The sequence below is a fragment of the Pseudomonas ulcerans genome (genome assembly GCF_036324125.1).
Classification (GTDB): Bacteria; Pseudomonadota; Gammaproteobacteria; order Pseudomonadales; family Pseudomonadaceae; genus Aquipseudomonas; species Aquipseudomonas ulcerans.
In genome coordinates, this window is the sequence record NZ_JAZDQN010000010.1 from 96,077 (window position 1) to 113,193 (window position 17,117).

The window sequence follows — 17,117 nt, forward strand, 5'->3', positions numbered from 1 at the left end:
TTATCTTCCGCGCGCGCAGCTGTCGATGCTGTCGGCAATGCTTTCGAGCTCCTGCACTACATACTCCGGAGACCAGTAACTAGAGGCCATCAGTGGACCGCCCTGGCTTCCTTCGTTGATGTAGCGCATCCGGTCGAATGTGTAAGTGGAGTTGCTGTCGCCTTGCACGGCGAGCGAGTAGCGAAACGCTTTCGACATGCCGACAGCGGCAAAGTAAAAGGAGGTCTTCGCAGACGCTTGGACGGCACTGCCGGTGATCACCGGTGCACCTTCGATGTCGTTGACTTGGCTACGGATGCATGCCGACCTGGCGTCAGGAGTCGCGGCACCGGACCTGTTGAAAGTGACCGAGGCGAGGACGGGGTAACCGTTTGGACCGGTAGCCGTTTTGACGCCTGGATTGCCGGCTATCGCCGGAGAGACAGTAGTTGTTCCGCAGCCAGATAGAGCTGCAGAAAGGAAAATCGTAGCTGTGGCAGCGGCTCGCATCGGACCAATTCCTGTCAAGGTAAACCGCTGCATTCTGCCACCCGAACACCACAGAAAAAAGGAGCGGCCATCGAGGTCAGGTCGGGGCTATTAGCTCCGGACCTTGGTTGCGCACGTTTCCGGCGGCTACGCTGACTCTATACCACTCGAAGGCATCTGGGCCTTCGCCGAGGCTAAGAGCCAGCTGCTCAGCTTGTTCTTTCGGCATCGCAAGGTCGAGCCACTGGCGGGCATGCTCTGGCGATAACACGACTGGTCGGCGGTCGTGCACGTCGATCATCCCGCCTTCGGCGTCGGCTGTGATGATCACGAACCCGTCGTGCTCGTTGCCGGCGAACTGACCGATGCTCGCGCACATCGCCGGCCGGCCGTCGCGGCGCCGGATGTAGTAGGGCTGTTTCTTCGGCCCGCCTTCGTCAACCCACTCATACCAGCCATCGACGGGCGTCACTGCTCGATGCGGCCAAATTGCGCGGAAGAACGCACCGTGCGCCACCTTCTCGACCCTCGCATTGATCGGCGCTGCTCGATCAGTTGCCCAGTGCGGTCGCCATCCCCACCTCACCATGTCAGCCCGCAGCCCATCGCCGTCTGCGCGGAGCAGGGCAACTGACGTACTCGGCGCAACGTTGTAGCGCTCCAGCGGTTGCTCGTGGACATTGTTCCGCAGGGCCCCGGGCATGCTCAGGGCGTCGACGAAGTCGTGTATGCCTCGGTACTGCGTGAGTCTTCCGCACATTCGCAACCCCTCCTGACTGACCAGAAAGCATAGCCCGCCGGGCGGTACTGGCGCGTGCCACTCACCGGATGTTGAAATGCTGTATCTATATACAGTGTTGGTGCGCCATGCATTTCCTTCTTGTTCGTCGCCGCGAGCGCGGCGTTGTGATCCCTGCGGACCGACTCAAAAAGACCCAGCCACTGCGGGCTGATGTCCACATCGAGTACCACCACAGCCATGTGCTCGGTCGCCCCTGCATTGAAGCATCGGTCTTCAACCCGGCACCGAACGGCGACATCATCCCGCGCCTCCACGACGCCTGCGTCAATGGCATGGCGCAGAACGGCCTCAACATCACTGGCTTTGAGGAAGTCGACGGCGTGCTTTATGCGCAGTCCTGGTGGTGCCGGCTGCCATGACCGAGCTCCCGGGCGCCTGGGTGGCGGAATTGCAGGACCAGGTTGAGCTGCTCGCCGATCCTGACGGGCGTGCTGCTGTGCTTGCGGCGATGGCCATGAGTGCCTGTCGCCGGGGCGACATCAAGGACGGGCAGTTGGTGGAGATGCTTGAGCTCGCCGAGGCCGGACGGCTGTGGGCGCTGACCGAGAATGAGGAAACAGAGTGGCTTGGGAATGATGCTGACCAGGCAGGGCAGCAGGCTGGCTGAACGCCATGGAGGGGGCTTGAAGCTGTCTAAAACTATCCCGCAAAACGGCGTATTTGCTTGGCGAAAACCGGCAAAACTCGTAAATGCATATTAGACAGGTGTCGTGCATAGGCCGCGAACGGCGCGGCCTTTGGGTGCTTTCTAACGATGATGCTGCATTACTGGAAGGCTGCAGGGTAATCCTTGAGGCTAGTCGCCAGACCAACCAACATCCACGACGACCTTGCCGTCAGCATCAGTCTGAAGAACAGACTGCGTCCTACGGAATCCATTCACCGCGGTGTGATCCCGGTGCACGACTTTGCCGACAATGTTGCCTTGAGCGTCAATCACCGAGTACTCGTTGATGTCCTCTTCAGCCATGAAACCTTTGGATTGGCAGCTCACGAATTTCAACGATTCGCCGGCGTTCAACTTGACTCTGTTCTCCATCTCAATCGCTCCTTGAACTTTGGGAGAACGAACCGTACCACAGTGGCATTCGGCCTGCACCGCCCCTCAAAATCGGTTCCAAAACTAAATCTGCGGCCCTTGTAGAATGCGGGTTGCAGCCCGACAAATCTCGATTAATTTTGGAACTGATTTTGGCGCCAAGGCTGCATGGGGCGGTGATTCTTGGATCGGATTGCAAATCCGTCTACGCCGGTTCGATTCCGACCTCGGCCTCCATATTCGAAAGCCCCGCAGATTAACGTCTGCGGGGCTTTTTCATTTGGGCGCAATATACCTTTCTAATTTCAGAACCCTGCAGGAGAACCAATTTGAGAGGCCTGGAAAAGTTCGTATCGCTGCGCTTCGTGATCCTCGTGCTCTTCATCGCTTTGGGCGCTGCCCTGCATGAGGCGGGCAAGGTCGGGTTCTGGGGCATGCTCATCATCATGATGTTGCCCAATATCGGATTCGCGCTGCTCAGGGCGCGCAAGCCGCCGACACGCTGATTCGCCTGCCATTTGAAGAGTAATCGATCCGGTTGATGAGAACTTGGTGTCAAACTGCTATTGCTGATTGATAGTGAAACTTGCCCTGGCATTGATGAAAACAAAGTTAAGTTCGCCGTGCTTTTGATGAAATCTGCGATGTATCACATTTGACAGATTGTGCCCGCTGATCACCGCGTCTATGGTTTGCGCACTAATCAACTTTGCAGGAAGCAAAGCCCATGGGCCAAGCACGGCAACGCAAGCTGTTGGCGCAGAAGTTCGAAAGTCTGGATCGAGAATGGCTACTCTCTCTGTCCGTTGAAGATCGTTTCATTGTCGATACGGCCACCCGCATTCATCGAGCAGTCGTCATGGAGGGCGGCATGTGGGGTGGTTGCTATCACTTGTCGTTTTTCCTCAAGCGCTACCTGAAGAAAGAACGCAACATCGACGTCGATGTGGTCATCGGCTGGGTCGGCGAGGACTCGTGGAACGGTGTCGCGTCCCATGGTTGGGTGGAGTCCAGGGGGCGCAGGATCGACATGGCGTTGAGCCGCACCGAGAATCCGGATGTTCTGCCGACAGGCAGTTTCATCGTACTCGACCGGGTATTGCTCAAGGGCATGGTGGACTATCGCTACTACCCGGAGATTCCCGAGCATGCCAAGGAAACCCTGGTCCGGATGGCTTTGCAGCCGGAGACCTCGGTGGAGTCGAAACAAGCCCATGCCAGGCATCGACAGATGCTGTCGATGGTCGAGGATGACCAGGCGATCGATGCCTACCTGGACACGGTTTCCAGCGGAGTGAACTATCGCGCCCTGGCGCTACTGGCGGGCCTGCCGTCAACCTGACCAGGCAAGCCCCCGAGCGCCAGCGCCCTGGTCAACGATGCCGATGACGACGCTTGTGCTTGTGTTTCCCGGAGTCGCGATTGTCATCCGCCAGATGGTTGCCCACTGCACCGCCCGCCGCACCGCCGAGGCCAGCGCCGATCATCGAGCCGGTCGAGCCGCCCATCTTGCCGCCCAGGAAAGAGCCACCCGCTGAACCAATGCCGCCACCGATGGCCGCTTCGGTGCGGTTGCCTTTCTTCGCCGCCACTGCACTGCCGGCCGCACCGCCGAGACCGGCGCCGATGGTCGCGCCGGTGCTGCCGCCAATCTGCTGGCCGACGACATTGCCCAGCACGCCGCCGAGGCCGCCACCGATGGCGGTGGTGCCGTCACCGGCGAGGGCGGCCTGGGAGATCAGAAAACCTAGAGCGAGGGTAGGCAATGAAAGACGCATGGGAGAAACCTCAGGGCAGGGGAGCAGTCAGTTATGCAGGGCGAAGGATGCAATCAGTCGTCGTCGCGGTAGCGGCGATCATCACGACGGTAGTCGTAGCGATCGTCATAGCGACGGCGGTCGTCATCGTGCCAGCGGCGCTGGTCGCGATCGCGCCAGCCGTCGTCGTCGCGGCCGTGGTGGCGATGGTGATGGGCACAGCCGGCCGAGAGCAGGATTGCAGCGAGCAGGGAAAACTGGGTCAGGCGGGTCAGCACGGTCATTTCCTTTAACCGCCACGGGGCGGTAGATCGATGGCGCAGCTATGACCGTGTTTTTTGCGTTTTGTTGCAAAGGTGTCGCCAAGTCATTGGCGGATATGAAAAAAGCGCCTCGATGGGCGCTTTTCCGGGATTGGTGCGAGTGGCGGGACTCGAACCCGCAAGGCTTGCGCCGACAGATTTTAAGTCTGCTGTGTATACCAATTCCACCACACTCGCAGCTTGCTTGAAGATTCAGGAAGCCTCTCTAAGCAAGCGGGCTTTATAACTCATCGTTATATTCCCGTCAACGGTCAGGGCGCTGGTTCAGCGCGCCATGTAGCGTTGCACCCAGCGTCGCGGGATCAGCAGCGACGCCACGCCCAGCAGCGCGGCGAGCATGCCGCTGAAGATCAGCGCGGCAAAACCCAGGCGGTGCTCCAGCCAGCCACCGAGCACTGCGCCGAACAGCATGCCGCTCCACGGCACCAGTTGCATGCGCCAGCCGCTGCGGCGCTCGCCCATCAGCCAGCGCCCGAGGCCGCGGCCGAAGCGCGAGAGGGCGCCGGTGACATAGGTCAGGCCGATGGGCAGCCCGTTCACCTCTTCTACGGCGGCGTTGAGCATGCCCATGGCCAGGATGGCGGCGAGCAGGGCCAGCAGTTCGAGGTAGTCACCGCAGAACGCGGCAGCCATCAGCAGCAGTGCGGTCAGGGCCAGCAGCGGCCAGGCGCGCTTGCGGCTGGAGCGGGCGATCATCACGCCGAGGGCGTTGCCGACCACGAATGTGACCACCAGCAAGGCCAGGCGCAGCACCAGCGAGAACTCGCCCTCGCTGACGGCCACGGCCAGGCGCGTGGTGTTGCCGCTCATGAAGGAGACGAAATCGCCGCTGGCGAGAAAGCCGATGGCATCGGTCATGCCTGCCAGTACCGACAGGCCACCGACGAAGAACAGGCCGACCCGCCCGCGCTGGCGGTACAGGCGCAGGGCGTGCGGCCTGCGGATCGCGCCGGGGTGTTCGGGCAGCATGGCGGCGGCTCAGTCGCGCTCGATGCTGCTGGCGACCGCGCGCAGGTCGCTGATCGAAGCCTTGAGTCCGGTGATCCGTTCACTCACTTCGACGGCATCCTCGGCATGTACCGAGTTGCGCAGGTACAGGGCATGCCCGGCCAGACCGTGGGCCAGCTGCTCCATGCCGTCGGCGGTGTGTTCGAGATCGTCGTGGATGCGTTTCATGCGTGTGTCGATGACCAAGTTCCCTTTTCCTCAACCGCGTGTCTGTCGTAACCGCCGGGCGCGCAGACTATAGCAACTCGCCGCTGTTGCCGCAGGCGCAGCCGCTACAATCGCGCTATACCTTGATCCAGCGCAATGGTTGTGGGGCAAATATATGGTCCGCGCAGGAATGTTCTGTAGGCAATCGAACTTCGGTGCAGGAATACGCCTCACTCGGTGTCGTCCTCGGCGTATGCTGTAGCTACACTCCAACAACAGTCAGCGGACCCCGAAATGGATCCTTCCGAACCCCAGGACCTGCATGGCATGAACTCCAGCCTGTACGAGCAGCTCGTGCAGACCGTGGTGGACTACGCCATCTACATGATGGACCTCAGCGGCCATATTGTTTCCTGGAACGCCGGTGCAGAACGCATCAAGGGCTACCGTGCCGAGGAAGTCATCGGTCGGCATTTTTCGTTGTTCTTCACCGAGCAGGATTGTCATGACGGGCGCCCCATGTATTTGCTGGGCAAGGCCCTCAGCGAAGACCGGGCCCAGGACGAAGGCTGGCGCGTGCGCAAGGACGGTACCCGCTTCTGGGCCTTGGTGGCGCTGGATGTGGTGCGTTCGCCGGAAGGCAAGGTCATCGGCCTGGCCAAGATCACCCGTGACATAACAGACCGCCGCGACGCGGCGTTGCAGCTCGATGCCATGCGCGCCCAGCTGTTCCAGTCGCAGAAGCTCGAAGCCCTCGGGCAATTGACCGGTGGCATGGCCCATGACTTCAACAACCTGCTGACCATCATCCTCAACTCGGCCAAGCTGGCGATCAACAGCCCGGACCCGCAACGCACCCGGCGCTTGCTCGAACACGTGATCGACGCCGGCCAGCGCGGCAGCCAGATGACCCAGCAACTGCTCAGCTTCGCCCGGCGCAAGGAATTGAACGTGGTGCGGGTCGACCTGGCGGATGTCATCGAATCGATTCGCGCGCTGTTGCACCAGGCACTGCCCAAGGAGATCGAGTTGCACGTGCTGTGTGATGACGACCTGGCGCCGGTCGAGGTCGACGCCGGGCAGTTGCAGATGGTCCTGCTCAACCTGGTGCTGAACGCTCGTGATGCCATGGAAAACGGCGGTGAGATCCGTATCCGGGCGCGCAACCAGATGCTCCTGGGCGAGCGCGAGGACCTGGTCGGCACCTTCGCCCTGGTCAGCGTCACCGACAACGGCAAAGGGATAGACGAGGACGTGCTGTCGCGGATCTTCGAGCCGTTCTTCACCACCAAGGGATTCGGCAAGGGCACGGGGTTGGGCCTGAGCCAGGTCTACGGATTCGCCAAGCAGAGCAATGGCGGGATATGGGTCGATAGCGTGCCGGGGAAGGGCACCTGCATGACCCTGTGCCTGCCGGCAGTCGTCAGCAACGGGGAGGGGAGCGCATCGTGGAACAGCTCCAGCGTCTAGAGACAGGTATCCAGGGCCTCGACGATCTGCTCAAGGGTGGATTGATCGCCGGCTCGGCCTATATCGTCCAGGGCCGTCCCGGCTCGGGCAAGACCGTGCTGGCCAATCAACTGGCGTTCAATCATGTCGCGCGTGGCGGCCGGGTGCTGGTGGCGACCCTGCTCAGCGAGTCCCACGAGCGCCTGTTCCAGTACCTGTCGACCCTGTCGTTCTTCGACGCGGCGAAGATCGGCGACCAGATCCAGTTCCTCAGCGCCTTCGACACCATGGAGCAGGAAGGCCTGGAGGCGGTGGTCCGCCTGCTGCGTAGCGAGATCGCCCGGCACGGTGCGTCACTGCTGATCATCGATGGCCTGCTCAATGCCCGCTCGCGGGCGGAATCGGTGCTCGACACCAAGAAGTTCATCTCCGAACTGCAGGCCCATGCCGCCTTCGCCAGTTGTACCTTGCTCCTGCTGACCAGCATCCACCTGGAGGAAGACTGCCCCGAACACACCATGGTCGACGGGGTGATCGAGCTGGGCGAGGACCTGCACGGCGCCCGCGCGGTGCGTCGCATCCAGTTGCTCAAGACCCGTGGCAGCGCGGCATTGTCCGGCTTGCACGAATGCGAGATCACTGCCGACGGCCTGCAGGTGCACCCGCGTCTGGAAGCGCTCTACAGTCATCCTTCCGGCCCCGGCAGCGAGACCTGGGCGCGGGTCGGCAGCGGTGTGGCCTGCCTCGACGACTTGCTCGATGGCGGATTGGCGCAAGGCTCGGTGACCCTGGTCATGGGGCCGTCCGGCAGTGGCAAGACCTCCCTGGGCCTGAGTTTCCTCAGCGCTGCCACGCCTGCGGCGCCGGCGCTGTATTTCGGTTTCTACGAATCTGCCGTCCGTCTGCGCATGAAAGCCGCCAACCTCGGCCTGGACTTCCCGGCGCTTGAGCGGGACGGGGCGCTGCACATTCTCTGGCAACCGACCACCGAAGGCCTGCTCGACGATGTCGGCGCGCGCCTGGTGCGCCAGGTCGTTGCGCTGGGCATCAAGCGCGTGGTGATCGATAACCTGGGCGCCTTCGCTCGCCTGGCGACCCGTCCTGAGCGCCTGAACGAATTCTTCCGCGCCCTGATGGGCGAGCTGCGCGCCCACGACGTAACCGTGCTGGCGACCTGGGAGATGCGTGACCTGTTCGGCTCGGAAATCATCGCGCCGGCACCGGAGCTGTCGAGCATCGTCGACAACCTGCTCTTGATGCGTTTCGTCGAACTCAACTCGCAGCTCAGGCGCGTGCTGTCGATACTCAAGGTACGCGACAGTCGCTATGACCCGGCCTTGCTGGAGGTTGTCTTCGGTGAGGGGGGGATGGAGTTGCACAAGGCATTCAACGAGGCCGCCGCGGTGCTTTCCGGTACTGCGCAGCCGCTGGAGCGGTCCTGAGGGGCCGCGGTCTGACGATATGAGCACGGTCCTGGTAGTCGACGACGAGTACGTGATCTCCGATATCCTGGCGTTCGCCCTGGAGGATGCCGGGTATCAGGTAGAAAAGGCCGGCAACGGCGAGAAAGCCCTGGAAGTGCTGAACAAGACCCGGGTCGAGTTGCTGATCACTGACTACATGATGCCGACGATGAACGGCGAGGAGCTGGCCCGGACGTTGCGCGAGGACCCGCAATTCAAGACGTTGCCGATCATCCTGATGAGTGGCGCGCAGGGCAGTATCGGCCGGCAGAATCCCGGTCTGTTCGATGAGGTGCTGGATAAGCCTTTCGATCCCGAAACCCTGATCGCGATGGTCAGGCGATTGATGCCGTCGCCCGGGGGGTGAGCCCCCGGTAGCGCGATCAACAAGGGTAAGGCGGCCCAATACGGTGCTGGACCAGGCGCATCCGTGCGACTCGAGTCATGCGGACAGCTTACAGATTGCCCTCTCCTTTCTCCGGTGCCGGGCTGCCGGCCTGAATGCGTTTGTAGATCTCTTCACGGTGCACCTGGACGTTCTTCGGTGCGTCGATACCGATCCTCACTTGCATCCCTTTGACGCCTAGAATGGTGACCTTGATGTCATCGTCGATGACGATGCTTTCGCCAACCTTGCGGGTGAGTATCAGCATGTACTTCTCCTTGGTAACTTGAAATGCCTCGTGGGCGAAACCCACGGAGGATGGGGAGCGCCGGGGGAAGCGCTGCCCTCTTTCCCTTCATTAAAGACGCATTCGTTGAAAATTAATTCCCCGAGCAAAATATTTGCTGATGTCTTTTTCGGTTGGGAGTCGGATTGGAAAGTCGGAACAATCGCCTGGCGAAATGTTCCACCCCGCAAGCATAGGGGGCTTGAACGCATATGGGAAATTTCTCTTATAAAAAGAGAAACTTTCATGAATTAACTTTCATTTTGTGAGGTTTTAACTCATTGATTTAAATGAGTTTCATTTGCACTGTTCGAATGCTTTTGCGCCCGTGCCCGGGCGCGAAAGTATGTTCAGCCGCCGTGGCCGAGCAATGCCACACCCTTGATCTGCGCCCACAGCCGTTGCCCTTCATGCAGGCCGAGCTGGTCGCTGGAATAGCGGGTGATCCGGGCCAGCAGCGGGTGTCCGCCAGCCTCCAGGCTCACCAGCACCTGTGCCGGGTTGCCCTGTTCGCTCAAGGCACGCAGGGTGACAGGCAGGCGGTTGATGATGCTCGAACGGCTGTCCTCGGCGAGGCTGAGGCTGATGTCACGGGCATTGATCTTGACCCGCAGGCTGGACCCCGCTGGTAGCGGCGCATGGGGAATGCGCAGGCGCAGGTCGCTGTCCGGCAGGTGCAGGTCGAGCAACTGGTAGGTGGCGTCGTAGGCGCCGCAGCGGCCTTCGATGATGACGCCGGCATCCTCGTCCTGGGCCAGGGGCAGGTCGAGGCGGGCGAGGGTCTGGTTGAGCGGGCCGCTGGCAAGGACCTTGCCCTGTTCCAGTAGCACCAGGTGATCGGCGAGACGGGCGACTTCCTCCTGGGCGTGGCTGACGTAGATCAGCGGGATGCTCAGCTCGTCGTGCAGGCGTTCGAGGTACGGCAGGATTTCCCGCTTGCGCGGCGCGTCGAGGGCCGCCAGGGGTTCGTCCATCAGCAGCAGGCGCGGGCTGGTGAGCAGGGCGCGGGCGATACCGACACGCTGGCGCTCGCCGCCGGACAGGGTGTCGGCCTTGCGCGTCAGCAGGTGATCGATGCCCAGCAGCTCGCAAGCCTGCTGCAGGCTGATGCGGCGTGTGGCGGGATCGATGCGGCGCCAGCCGAACTCCAGGTTGCCGCGCACCGAGAGGTGGCTGAACAGGCTGGCTTCCTGGAACACGTAGCCGATCGGGCGCTGGTGTGGCGGGATGAAGATGCCGTTTGCCGAGTCTTGCCAGACGCTGCTCTCGACCTCGATATAGGCGTCGCTGGCCCGCTCCAGCCCGGCCAGGCAGCGCAGGCAGGTGGTCTTGCCGGAGCCGGAGGCGCCGAACAGGGCGCTGACACCGCGGCCGGGCAGGCTGAGGTCGACGTCCAGGGTGAAATCGTCGCGGGCGATCTTCACCCGGGCGCGGATGGACGAGGTCATGTTCAACTCCAGGCCGATTTGCCGCGGCTGCCATACAGCGCCAGCAGCACCACGAACGAGAACACCAGCATCGCCCCGGCCAGCCAGTGTGCCTGGGCGTACTCCATGGCCTCGACGTGGTCGAAGATCTGCACCGAGACCACGCGGGTCTTGTCGGGGATGTTGCCACCGATCATCAGGACCACGCCGAATTCACCCACGGTATGGGCGAAGCCGAGGATGCTGGCGGTGATGAAGCCGGGCCTGGCCAGGGGCAGGACCACGCTGAAGAAGGTGTCCCACGGGCTGGCGCGCAGGGTCGCGGCCACCTCCAGCGGGCGTTCGCCGATCGCGCTGAAGGCGTTCTGCAACGGCTGCACCACGAACGGCATGGAATACACCACCGAGCCGATCACCAGCCCGGTGAAACTGAATACCACGGTACCCAGGCCCAGGGCCTGGGTGGTCTGGCCGATGAAGCCATGGGGGCCGAGGGCCAGGAGCAGGTAGAAACCGATCACCGTCGGTGGCAGCACCAGAGGCAGGGCCACCACCGCGCCGACCGGCCCACGCAACCAGGAGCGGGTGCGCGCCAGCCACCAGGCGATCGGCGTACCGACCAGCAACAGGATCAGGGTGGTCAGCGACGCCAGCTTGAGGGTCAGCCAGATTGCGCCGAAATCGCTGGCGTCGAGCGGCATCAGAGTTCGTAGCCGTAGGACTTGATGACAGCAGCGGCCTTCGGCCCTTTCAGGTAGTCGACCAGGGCCTTGGCGGCCGGGTTGTCCTTGCCTTTTTCCAGGATCACTGCGTCCTGGCGGATCGGGTCATGCAGTTCGGCCGGGACGATCCACGCCGAACCGTTGGTGACCTTGCCGTCCTGGTAGATCTGCGACAGCGCGACGAAGCCCAGCTCGGCGTTGCCGGTGGAGACGAACTGGAAGGCCTGGGTGATGTTCTGGCCTTCGACGATCTTGGCCTTGGTGGCTTCGGTGAGTTTCAGCTTGTCCAGCACCTGGGTGGCGGCCAGGCCGTATGGCGCGGCTTTCGGGTTGGCGATGGACAGGTGCTGGAACTCGTTTTTCTTCAGCACTTCACCCTTGGCGTCGACATAGCCAGGCTTGGCCGACCACAGGGCCAGGGTGCCGATGGCGTAGGTGAAGCGCGAGCCCTTGACGGTGGCGCCTTCGCTTTCCAGCTTGGCCGGGGTGGTGTCGTCGGCGGCGAGGAAGACCTCGAACGGCGCGCCGTTCTTGATCTGCGCGTAGAACTGGCCGGTGGCGCCGAAGGCGGCGACCAGCTTGTGGCCGGTGTCCTTTTCGAAATCCTTGGCGATCGCCTGGATCGGTGCGGTGAAGTTGGCCGCGACGGCGACCTGGACGTCATCGGCCCACGCGCTGTTGAGCGCCATCAAGGTGAACAGGCCAGTCAGGGCGATACGAGGTGCAGACATACGCATGAAACAGCTCCGTGGGTGAGTGAAGGCTAATCGCTATATATTTGAATATATAGCGATTGTCTTGCAAACAGGAAGCTTTGTTTCAGCGACGAATCAGGGCGAGGCCTTCTGCGCCAAGTTTGCGTGTCAATTCGGCCGCCGGCAGCTCGATACCGAGGCGCAAGGCCTGGCCGGACCAGAGATTGCTGAAGTCGCTGTTGCCTTGCGGTTCGCTGATCGCGCGGATCGGCATCAGTGCGCCGCCCGCGAGGGGAAAGGCCGGGGCCAGGTCGCTGACCGGGCCCAGCTCGCGCATGATCCGGGTGACGATGCCGCGGGCCGGGCGTCCGGTGAACAGGTTGGTCAGCGCCGTGTCGCTTTCCTGCGCGGTGCGCAGGGCATGACGGTGCGCCGCGGACACCTTGGCTTCCGGGCAGAACAGGTAGGCGGTGCCCAGTTGCACCGCCGCCGCACCGAGGGTGAGGGCCGCAGCGATACCGCGGGCGTCACCGATGCCGCCGGCAGCGATCACCGGCACGCGCACGGCGTCGGCGATCTGCGGAACGAGGGCGAAGGTGCCGACCTGGCTGTTCAGGTCATCGCTGAGGAACATGCCGCGGTGGCCGCCGGCCTCGTAGCCCATGGCGATGATCGCGTCGCAGCCGTGCTGTTCCAGCCACAAGGCCTCGGCCACCGTGGTGGCGCTGGAGATCACCTTGGCGCTGGTGGCCTTGACCCGCGCCAGCAGGCGCGGCTCGGGCAGGCCGAAGTGGAAGCTGACCACTTCCGGCCGGTATTCCTCGACCAGCGCGCAGGCCGCGTCGTCGAACGGCGCGCGGCTGGACACCGGCGTCGGCGCGGCGAAGTCGGCGCCGACTTCCTCGTAGTAGGGCTTGAGTGCCTGTTTCCAGCGCTCGATGCGCGCCGGATCGCTGGCAGGCGGGACATGGCAGAAGAAATTCACGTTGAGCGGGCCGCGGCTGGCCTGGCGGAAGGCTTCCAGCTCCTGGCGGATCTGCTCGGCACCGAGCATGGCGCAGGGCAGGGAGCCGAGGCCGCCGGCATTGCTCACGGCGATGGCCATGGCCGAGCCGGTGGCGCCGGCCATGGGCGCCTGGAGGATCGGCAGTTCGATACCGAACAGGTCGAGCACGCGCGGGTCCGGCCATTGACTCATTGCTGCGGTCTCCTTGCTGCGGTCGCGGGCCTCAGAGCGCCTTGCTGACCTGGATGTCGGTGATCTTGTCGGCGTCGTCGCCATGGATCTTGCGCAGTGCGTCCAGGGCCTGTTCCTGGGAATTGTCCGGCATGTGCGCGAAGTCCCAGCGGCGCTCGCCGTCGAGCTTGTACTTGATCACGTATTTGATGGTGGTGGTCATGGAGGCTTATCTCAGTTTCGACGACGAACGACGGATGATCTTGATCTTGTGGGTGAAGGTCGGCTTGCGGGTCACCGAGATCGGCCGCGGGGTCACGGTATCCAGGGTGATGTTCCAGAAACCGGTGCTCGGCACCGTGATCTTCGCCGGGAACTTGTCGAATGCCCCGCCGTGATAAGTGTGCCGGCCGCCATTCTTGAAGCTGCGGAAGTTGGCGTCGTTCATCAGGCGGATATTGCAGCGCTGGGAACATTCGATAACGACGATGTCGTCTTCGTTCAGGTGTTCGCGCTGGTGTACGAATTTCATGCTACGGCTCCGCGAGGGATGTTTCGGCAAACAGGCACGATAACAGAACGAGGGCGGATGAATGTAGGACTCGTCACATTCCTAACGATAAATCTGACATTCCGGGGAGCAAATAGGCCTAATGGCGGTCTTAAGGTTTTTAAAGTTGGGAGCGGGACTCGATGAAATGGTTTGTATCTGCCTTGGCGTTGACGCTGACCGGTTGTGCCAGTGTGGCCGAGCTGGAGCAGAGCCCTGAGACCCTGGCCGTGATTTCCGGCAAGACGCCTGAACAATACCTGACGTGTTTCCAGGAGCGCTTGAAGGACAGTCGGGATCAGTTGCAGGTGACCCGCGAGAAGAATTCGATCCGGGTTATCGTTCCGCAGAAGCTGGCCGATGCGCCGGCGGCGGTGATGGATATCAACGAGCGGGCCAGCGGCAGCAGCATCAAGCTGCATGAACGGCTGAACAACTTCCCGTTGCGGCTTTCCGATGTGAACAACGCGGCGACCCACTGCATCTCTGGTTGACCGCGCTCCGCATAGACACAAAAAGCCCTGTGGGAGCTCCCTGCTCCCACAGGGCTTTTTGTTGTGTGAAGAAATCCTGGGCGGTTAATCGATTCATTCCTCCAGGCGCTCTCTTTTGGTGCATTTCGCCGTTGTAGTGGCGAAAAGATAGTCCTACTATCCATAGGCTTATATTTTTTAAGTCTAAGCATATAACCATAAGAAGGAGCGCCGTGATGCGTCCACTGGATCGAATCCTGATCAGCAGCCTGTTGTTGTTTTCCCTTCCCTCCGCCCAGGCCGCCCCGGGCCAGAAAGTCTTTACCCAGGGCGGTGCCAATCCGGCCGCCATGGCCTGCCTGGGATGCCACGGGCCGGATGGCCTGGGCATGGCCGCTGCCGGTTTTCCCCGTCTTGCCGGCCTGCCCGCCGGCTATCTGAGCAAGCAGCTGCGCGACTTTCGCGACGGAACGCGTAAGAACCCGATCATGGAACCACTGGCCAAGGCCTTGAGTGACGCGGAAATCGCCGCTGTCACCCAGAGCCTGGCCGCCATGCCAGCCCCTGCCGCGCCGGACAACCGCCGCCAGCAGATGGCCGGCAGCCCGGTGCAACAACTGGCCCTGTATGGCGACTGGAGCCGGCAGATTCCTGGTTGCGTGCAGTGCCACGGCCCGGGCGGTGGTGGGGTCGGCGAGCACTTCCCGCCGTTGGCGCATCAGCCCGCCACCTACCTGGTCGCGCAACTCAACGCCTGGCGCGACGGCAGCCGGCACAACGACCCCAACCAGCTGATGGTGGGCGTGGCCAAGGCCATGACCGACGCCGAGGTGAAAGCCATCGCCGACTACTTCGCCGCCGGACAGGAGGTCAAGCCATGAAAGCATTCGTTTTTTCCGCACTGGCTCTCGCGCTGGGTTCGGCTCATGCCGCGCAGGTCGCCATGGAAGACCAGTCGCAACTGAAGGTGCCACCGGCCAGCCAGACGCCGTTCTTCGTTCCGCCGACGCAGGACGAACTGCCGGACAACGCCTTCGGCAAGATGGTCCGCGACGGCTACGCGCTGTTCGTCGACACCAAGCGCATGGCCCCGGGCTACGTCGGCAATGGCATGAAGTGCAGCAACTGCCACCTCGACCAGGGCCGCCTGGCCCACTCCGCGCCGCTGTGGGGCGCGTACCCGATGTATCCGGCCTATCGCAAGAAAAATGACAAGGTGAACACCTACGCCGAGCGCATCCAGGGCTGCTTCCAGTTCAGCATGAACGGCAAGGCGCCTGCGGCTGACAGCCCGGAGATCACCGCGTTGTCGGTGTATTCCTACTGGCTGGCGAGCAAGGCCCAGGTAGGCGTCGAACCTGCGGGGCGAGGGTATCCGGACGTGGCGCAACCCGCGGGTGGCTACGACATCGCCCGCGGCGAGAAGCTGTACAGCGCGCAGTGCGCTATCTGCCACGGTGATAACGGTCAGGGTCAGAAGGTCGGCGACGACTACGTGATGCCGCCGCTGTGGGGCAAGGACTCCTACAACTGGGGCGCGGGCATGCACCGGATCAATACGGCGGCGTCCTTCATCAAGTACAACATGCCCCTGGGCAAGCCCGGCAGCCTGAGCGACCAGCAGGCCTGGGACGTTGCCGCCTTCGTCAACAAGCATGAGCGGCCCCAGGACCCGCGGCTGGTCGAAGGCTCGGTGGAGAAGACCCGCGTCAGGTTCCATGCCAACGATGGCGTCAACCTGTACGGCCAGACCGTCGATGGCGTGCTGATCGGGCAGGGCACGGGCAAGTGAGGGTGACGGCCTGAACGCCCTCGTCAGGATGATGGCAAAGGTGTCGTTTCCTGCCGTGGAAACGGCACCTTCGCGGCGCCTGACGAGTGGTGCAAAGCCAATATTTTCAATGGTTGGGAACTATCGCCCGCTGGTTTTCTCTATGATGGCGTCGGTTGCGTCCTGGCGGGGCATTGTAAGGTGCACGCCGCCTGATTAGACTGCGCCGAAATTCGTACGCACAGCCCTTCGTTAAGGACTTTTATGATCAAGAAATGCTTGTTCCCGGCAGCCGGTTACGGCACTCGCTTCCTGCCAGCAACCAAAGCCATGCCCAAGGAAATGCTGCCGGTGGTCAACAAGCCACTGATCCAGTACGGCGTCGAAGAGGCCCTGGAGGCCGGTCTGACCGAAATCTCCATCGTGACCGGTCGCGGCAAGCGCGCCCTGGAAGACCACTTCGACATCAGCTACGAGCTGGAAACCCAGATCAAGGGCACCGACAAGGAAAAATACCTGGTCGGCATCCGCCGCCTGCTGGACGAGTGCTCCTTCTCCTACACCCGTCAGACCGAGATGAAGGGCCTGGGCCACGCCATCCTCACTGGCCGTCCACTGATCGGTGACGAGCCGTTCGCCGTGGTCCTGGCCGACGACCTGTGCGTCAACCTCGACGACGACGGCGTTCTGACCCAGATGGTCAAGCTGTACAAGCAGTTCCGCTGCTCGATCGTCGCCATCCAGGAAGTCGATCCGCAGGAAACCAACAAGTACGGCGTGATCGCCGGCGAGATGATCCGTGACGACATCTACCGCGTGCACAGCATGGTCGAGAAGCCGAAGCCGGAAGACGCACCGTCCAACCTGGCGATCATCGGCCGCTACATCCTGACCCCGGACATCTTCGACCTGATCGAACAGACCGAGCCAGGCAAGGGTGGCGAGATCCAGATCACCGACGCCCTGATGAAGCAGGCGCAGAACGGTTGCGTCATGGCCTACAAGTTCAAGGGCAAGCGCTTCGACTGCGGTGGCGCCGAAGGCTACATCGAGGCAACCAACTTCTGCTTCGAAAACTTCTACAAGACTGGCAAGGCTTACTGAGTTCTTCCCAGCCCGCTTTACCCAGAACGCCCGGTGCCTTGCACCGGGCGTTCTGCTTTCAGGCCCGCAAG

25 protein-coding genes and 1 tRNA gene are annotated in these 17,117 nt (G+C 62.3%); 11 read left to right on the top strand and 15 right to left on the bottom strand.

The features are described 5' to 3' along the window. Positions 1–489 carry a hypothetical protein gene (locus V0R59_RS11960; protein WP_330074502.1) on the bottom strand — a complete coding sequence of 163 codons (489 nt, stop codon included), beginning with the start codon at positions 487–489 and terminating at the stop codon, positions 1–3. Positions 490–565: 76 nt separating this feature from the next. Then, positions 566–1,228: an SOS response-associated peptidase gene (locus tag V0R59_RS11965; protein ID WP_330074503.1), complete on the bottom strand. Its 663-nt coding sequence runs from the start codon at positions 1,226–1,228 to the stop codon at positions 566–568. 107 nt (positions 1,229–1,335) lie between these two features. Between V0R59_RS11965 and V0R59_RS11970 the strand changes: the two genes are divergently transcribed. Both V0R59_RS11970 and V0R59_RS11975 read left to right on the top strand, forming a co-directional pair. After that, positions 1,336–1,629, top strand: a complete 294-nt coding sequence (locus V0R59_RS11970; RefSeq protein ID WP_330074504.1) for a hypothetical protein — start codon at positions 1,336–1,338, stop codon at positions 1,627–1,629. Further along, positions 1,626–1,877 carry a hypothetical protein gene (locus V0R59_RS11975; RefSeq protein ID WP_330074505.1) on the top strand — a complete coding sequence of 84 codons (252 nt, stop codon included), beginning with the start codon at positions 1,626–1,628 and terminating at the stop codon, positions 1,875–1,877. The genes V0R59_RS11970 and V0R59_RS11975 overlap by 4 nt, the downstream gene beginning before the upstream one ends. Positions 1,878–2,066: 189 nt before the next feature. On the opposite strand, the gene V0R59_RS11980 is transcribed toward V0R59_RS11975, so the two are convergent. Next, positions 2,067–2,309: a hypothetical protein gene (locus V0R59_RS11980; RefSeq protein ID WP_330074506.1), complete on the bottom strand. Its 243-nt coding sequence runs from the start codon at positions 2,307–2,309 to the stop codon at positions 2,067–2,069. A 329-nt stretch (positions 2,310–2,638) separates the two neighbouring features. Here V0R59_RS11980 and V0R59_RS11985 point away from each other — a divergent pair, with 329 nt between their 5' ends. After that, on the top strand, positions 2,639–2,815 hold the full coding sequence (locus V0R59_RS11985) for a hypothetical protein (RefSeq protein ID WP_330074507.1): 177 nt from the start codon (positions 2,639–2,641) through the stop codon (positions 2,813–2,815). 221 nt (positions 2,816–3,036) lie between these two features. Continuing rightward, positions 3,037–3,651, top strand: coding sequence for a hypothetical protein (locus tag V0R59_RS11990; RefSeq protein WP_330074508.1), 615 nt, complete (start codon positions 3,037–3,039; stop codon positions 3,649–3,651). A 31-nt stretch (positions 3,652–3,682) separates the two neighbouring features. Here V0R59_RS11990 and V0R59_RS11995 read toward each other — a convergent pair whose 3' ends face one another. The 5 genes from V0R59_RS11995 to V0R59_RS12015 all read right to left on the bottom strand — a co-directional run bounded on the left by V0R59_RS11995 (position 3,683) and on the right by V0R59_RS12015 (position 5,565). Further along, complete coding sequence (locus V0R59_RS11995) at positions 3,683–4,087, bottom strand: glycine zipper domain-containing protein (RefSeq protein WP_330074509.1); 405 nt, start codon at positions 4,085–4,087, stop codon at positions 3,683–3,685. Positions 4,088–4,140: 53 nt separating this feature from the next. After that, the gene (locus tag V0R59_RS12000; protein WP_330074510.1) at positions 4,141–4,350 is read right to left on the bottom strand and encodes a hypothetical protein; all 210 of its coding nucleotides are present in this window, start codon (positions 4,348–4,350) and stop codon (positions 4,141–4,143) included. A 131-nt stretch (positions 4,351–4,481) separates the two neighbouring features. Further along, positions 4,482–4,566: transfer RNA gene (locus V0R59_RS12005), tRNA-Leu, on the bottom strand. Between the two features lie 87 nt (positions 4,567–4,653). Then, positions 4,654–5,358, bottom strand: a complete 705-nt coding sequence (locus tag V0R59_RS12010; protein ID WP_330074511.1) for a YoaK family protein — start codon at positions 5,356–5,358, stop codon at positions 4,654–4,656. Positions 5,359–5,367: 9 nt separating this feature from the next. Then, on the bottom strand, positions 5,368–5,565 hold the full coding sequence (locus tag V0R59_RS12015) for a hypothetical protein (protein ID WP_330074512.1): 198 nt from the start codon (positions 5,563–5,565) through the stop codon (positions 5,368–5,370). Positions 5,566–5,838: 273 nt separating this feature from the next. Here V0R59_RS12015 and V0R59_RS12020 point away from each other — a divergent pair, with 273 nt between their 5' ends. Genes V0R59_RS12020 through V0R59_RS12030 form a run of 3 tightly spaced genes read left to right on the top strand, consistent with a single transcriptional unit; the run spans position 5,839 to position 8,823 of the window. Further along, positions 5,839–7,014, top strand: coding sequence for a two-component system sensor histidine kinase NtrB (locus tag V0R59_RS12020; RefSeq protein WP_330074513.1), 1,176 nt, complete (start codon positions 5,839–5,841; stop codon positions 7,012–7,014). Continuing rightward, positions 6,993–8,435 carry an ATPase domain-containing protein gene (locus V0R59_RS12025; protein ID WP_375547359.1) on the top strand — a complete coding sequence of 481 codons (1,443 nt, stop codon included), beginning with the start codon at positions 6,993–6,995 and terminating at the stop codon, positions 8,433–8,435. Before V0R59_RS12020 ends, V0R59_RS12025 begins: the two co-directional genes overlap by 22 nt. A 19-nt stretch (positions 8,436–8,454) precedes the next feature. Further along, the gene (locus tag V0R59_RS12030) at positions 8,455–8,823 is read left to right on the top strand and encodes a response regulator (RefSeq protein WP_330074514.1); all 369 of its coding nucleotides are present in this window, start codon (positions 8,455–8,457) and stop codon (positions 8,821–8,823) included. Positions 8,824–8,911: 88 nt separating this feature from the next. Here the strand turns inward: V0R59_RS12030 and csrA are convergent, their stop codons facing one another. The 7 genes from csrA to V0R59_RS12065 all read right to left on the bottom strand — a co-directional run bounded on the left by csrA (position 8,912) and on the right by V0R59_RS12065 (position 13,680). Next, entirely contained in the window at positions 8,912–9,109 is a 198-nt protein-coding gene (csrA, locus tag V0R59_RS12035; RefSeq protein ID WP_330074515.1) for a carbon storage regulator CsrA, read from the bottom strand. A gap of 368 nt (positions 9,110–9,477) precedes the next feature. Further along, positions 9,478–10,575 (bottom strand): molybdenum ABC transporter ATP-binding protein, encoded by a 1,098-nt coding sequence (gene modC, locus V0R59_RS12040; protein WP_330074516.1) that lies wholly within the window; start codon positions 10,573–10,575, stop codon positions 9,478–9,480. A 2-nt stretch (positions 10,576–10,577) separates the two neighbouring features. Continuing rightward, the gene (gene modB / locus V0R59_RS12045; protein WP_330074517.1) at positions 10,578–11,255 is read right to left on the bottom strand and encodes a molybdate ABC transporter permease subunit; all 678 of its coding nucleotides are present in this window, start codon (positions 11,253–11,255) and stop codon (positions 10,578–10,580) included. Beyond that, positions 11,255–12,007, bottom strand: coding sequence for a molybdate ABC transporter substrate-binding protein (gene modA / locus V0R59_RS12050; protein ID WP_375547362.1), 753 nt, complete (start codon positions 12,005–12,007; stop codon positions 11,255–11,257). The genes modB and modA overlap by 1 nt, the downstream gene beginning before the upstream one ends. 88 nt (positions 12,008–12,095) lie before the next feature. Continuing rightward, a complete protein-coding gene (locus V0R59_RS12055; RefSeq protein ID WP_330074519.1) occupies positions 12,096–13,169 on the bottom strand; it encodes an NAD(P)H-dependent flavin oxidoreductase in 1,074 nt (357 codons plus the stop codon). A 31-nt stretch (positions 13,170–13,200) separates the two neighbouring features. Beyond that, a complete protein-coding gene (locus V0R59_RS12060; protein ID WP_330074520.1) occupies positions 13,201–13,371 on the bottom strand; it encodes a hypothetical protein in 171 nt (56 codons plus the stop codon). Positions 13,372–13,377: 6 nt separating this feature from the next. Beyond that, entirely contained in the window at positions 13,378–13,680 is a 303-nt protein-coding gene (locus tag V0R59_RS12065) for a DUF1883 domain-containing protein (RefSeq protein ID WP_330074521.1), read from the bottom strand. A gap of 161 nt (positions 13,681–13,841) precedes the next feature. On the opposite strand from V0R59_RS12065, the gene V0R59_RS12070 reads away from it, so the two are divergent. From V0R59_RS12070 to galU, 4 genes are all read left to right on the top strand, one after another. Continuing rightward, positions 13,842–14,192 (top strand): hypothetical protein, encoded by a 351-nt coding sequence (locus V0R59_RS12070; protein ID WP_330074522.1) that lies wholly within the window; start codon positions 13,842–13,844, stop codon positions 14,190–14,192. A gap of 215 nt (positions 14,193–14,407) precedes the next feature. After that, positions 14,408–15,052, top strand: a complete 645-nt coding sequence (locus tag V0R59_RS12075; protein WP_330074523.1) for a c-type cytochrome — start codon at positions 14,408–14,410, stop codon at positions 15,050–15,052. Then, entirely contained in the window at positions 15,049–15,963 is a 915-nt protein-coding gene (locus V0R59_RS12080) for a c-type cytochrome (protein WP_330074524.1), read from the top strand. Before V0R59_RS12075 ends, V0R59_RS12080 begins: the two co-directional genes overlap by 4 nt. 243 nt (positions 15,964–16,206) lie before the next feature. Then, complete coding sequence (gene galU / locus V0R59_RS12085) at positions 16,207–17,046, top strand: UTP--glucose-1-phosphate uridylyltransferase GalU (RefSeq protein WP_009407129.1); 840 nt, start codon at positions 16,207–16,209, stop codon at positions 17,044–17,046. Positions 17,047–17,117 lie beyond the last annotated feature (71 nt).

What these genes read in the sequence shown, in the direction of transcription:
- V0R59_RS12065 (WP_330074521.1), bottom strand. Translation starts at nt 13,680, where the DNA reads ATGAAATTCGTACACCAGCGCGAACACCTGAACGAAGACGACATCGTC.
- V0R59_RS12070 (WP_330074522.1), top strand. Translation starts at nt 13,842, where the DNA reads ATGAAATGGTTTGTATCTGCCTTGGCGTTGACGCTGACCGGTTGTGCC.
- V0R59_RS11975 (WP_330074505.1), top strand. Translation starts at nt 1,626, where the DNA reads ATGACCGAGCTCCCGGGCGCCTGGGTGGCGGAATTGCAGGACCAGGTT.
- modB (WP_330074517.1), bottom strand. Translation starts at nt 11,255, where the DNA reads ATGCCGCTCGACGCCAGCGATTTCGGCGCAATCTGGCTGACCCTCAAG.
- V0R59_RS12075 (WP_330074523.1), top strand. Translation starts at nt 14,408, where the DNA reads ATGCGTCCACTGGATCGAATCCTGATCAGCAGCCTGTTGTTGTTTTCC.
- V0R59_RS11970 (WP_330074504.1), top strand. Translation starts at nt 1,336, where the DNA reads ATGCATTTCCTTCTTGTTCGTCGCCGCGAGCGCGGCGTTGTGATCCCT.
- galU (WP_009407129.1), top strand. Translation starts at nt 16,207, where the DNA reads ATGATCAAGAAATGCTTGTTCCCGGCAGCCGGTTACGGCACTCGCTTC.
- V0R59_RS12055 (WP_330074519.1), bottom strand. Translation starts at nt 13,169, where the DNA reads ATGAGTCAATGGCCGGACCCGCGCGTGCTCGACCTGTTCGGTATCGAA.
- V0R59_RS11960 (WP_330074502.1), bottom strand. Translation starts at nt 489, where the DNA reads ATGCGAGCCGCTGCCACAGCTACGATTTTCCTTTCTGCAGCTCTATCT.
- V0R59_RS12000 (WP_330074510.1), bottom strand. Translation starts at nt 4,350, where the DNA reads ATGACCGTGCTGACCCGCCTGACCCAGTTTTCCCTGCTCGCTGCAATC.
- V0R59_RS12060 (WP_330074520.1), bottom strand. Translation starts at nt 13,371, where the DNA reads ATGACCACCACCATCAAATACGTGATCAAGTACAAGCTCGACGGCGAG.
- V0R59_RS12080 (WP_330074524.1), top strand. Translation starts at nt 15,049, where the DNA reads ATGAAAGCATTCGTTTTTTCCGCACTGGCTCTCGCGCTGGGTTCGGCT.
- csrA (WP_330074515.1), bottom strand. Translation starts at nt 9,109, where the DNA reads ATGCTGATACTCACCCGCAAGGTTGGCGAAAGCATCGTCATCGACGAT.
- V0R59_RS12015 (WP_330074512.1), bottom strand. Translation starts at nt 5,565, where the DNA reads ATGAAACGCATCCACGACGATCTCGAACACACCGCCGACGGCATGGAG.
- V0R59_RS12030 (WP_330074514.1), top strand. Translation starts at nt 8,455, where the DNA reads ATGAGCACGGTCCTGGTAGTCGACGACGAGTACGTGATCTCCGATATC.
- V0R59_RS11995 (WP_330074509.1), bottom strand. Translation starts at nt 4,087, where the DNA reads ATGCGTCTTTCATTGCCTACCCTCGCTCTAGGTTTTCTGATCTCCCAG.
- V0R59_RS12010 (WP_330074511.1), bottom strand. Translation starts at nt 5,358, where the DNA reads ATGCTGCCCGAACACCCCGGCGCGATCCGCAGGCCGCACGCCCTGCGC.
- V0R59_RS11990 (WP_330074508.1), top strand. Translation starts at nt 3,037, where the DNA reads ATGGGCCAAGCACGGCAACGCAAGCTGTTGGCGCAGAAGTTCGAAAGT.
- V0R59_RS12020 (WP_330074513.1), top strand. Translation starts at nt 5,839, where the DNA reads ATGGATCCTTCCGAACCCCAGGACCTGCATGGCATGAACTCCAGCCTG.
- V0R59_RS11980 (WP_330074506.1), bottom strand. Translation starts at nt 2,309, where the DNA reads ATGGAGAACAGAGTCAAGTTGAACGCCGGCGAATCGTTGAAATTCGTG.
- modC (WP_330074516.1), bottom strand. Translation starts at nt 10,575, where the DNA reads ATGACCTCGTCCATCCGCGCCCGGGTGAAGATCGCCCGCGACGATTTC.
- V0R59_RS11965 (WP_330074503.1), bottom strand. Translation starts at nt 1,228, where the DNA reads ATGTGCGGAAGACTCACGCAGTACCGAGGCATACACGACTTCGTCGAC.
- modA (WP_375547362.1), bottom strand. Translation starts at nt 12,007, where the DNA reads ATGTCTGCACCTCGTATCGCCCTGACTGGCCTGTTCACCTTGATGGCG.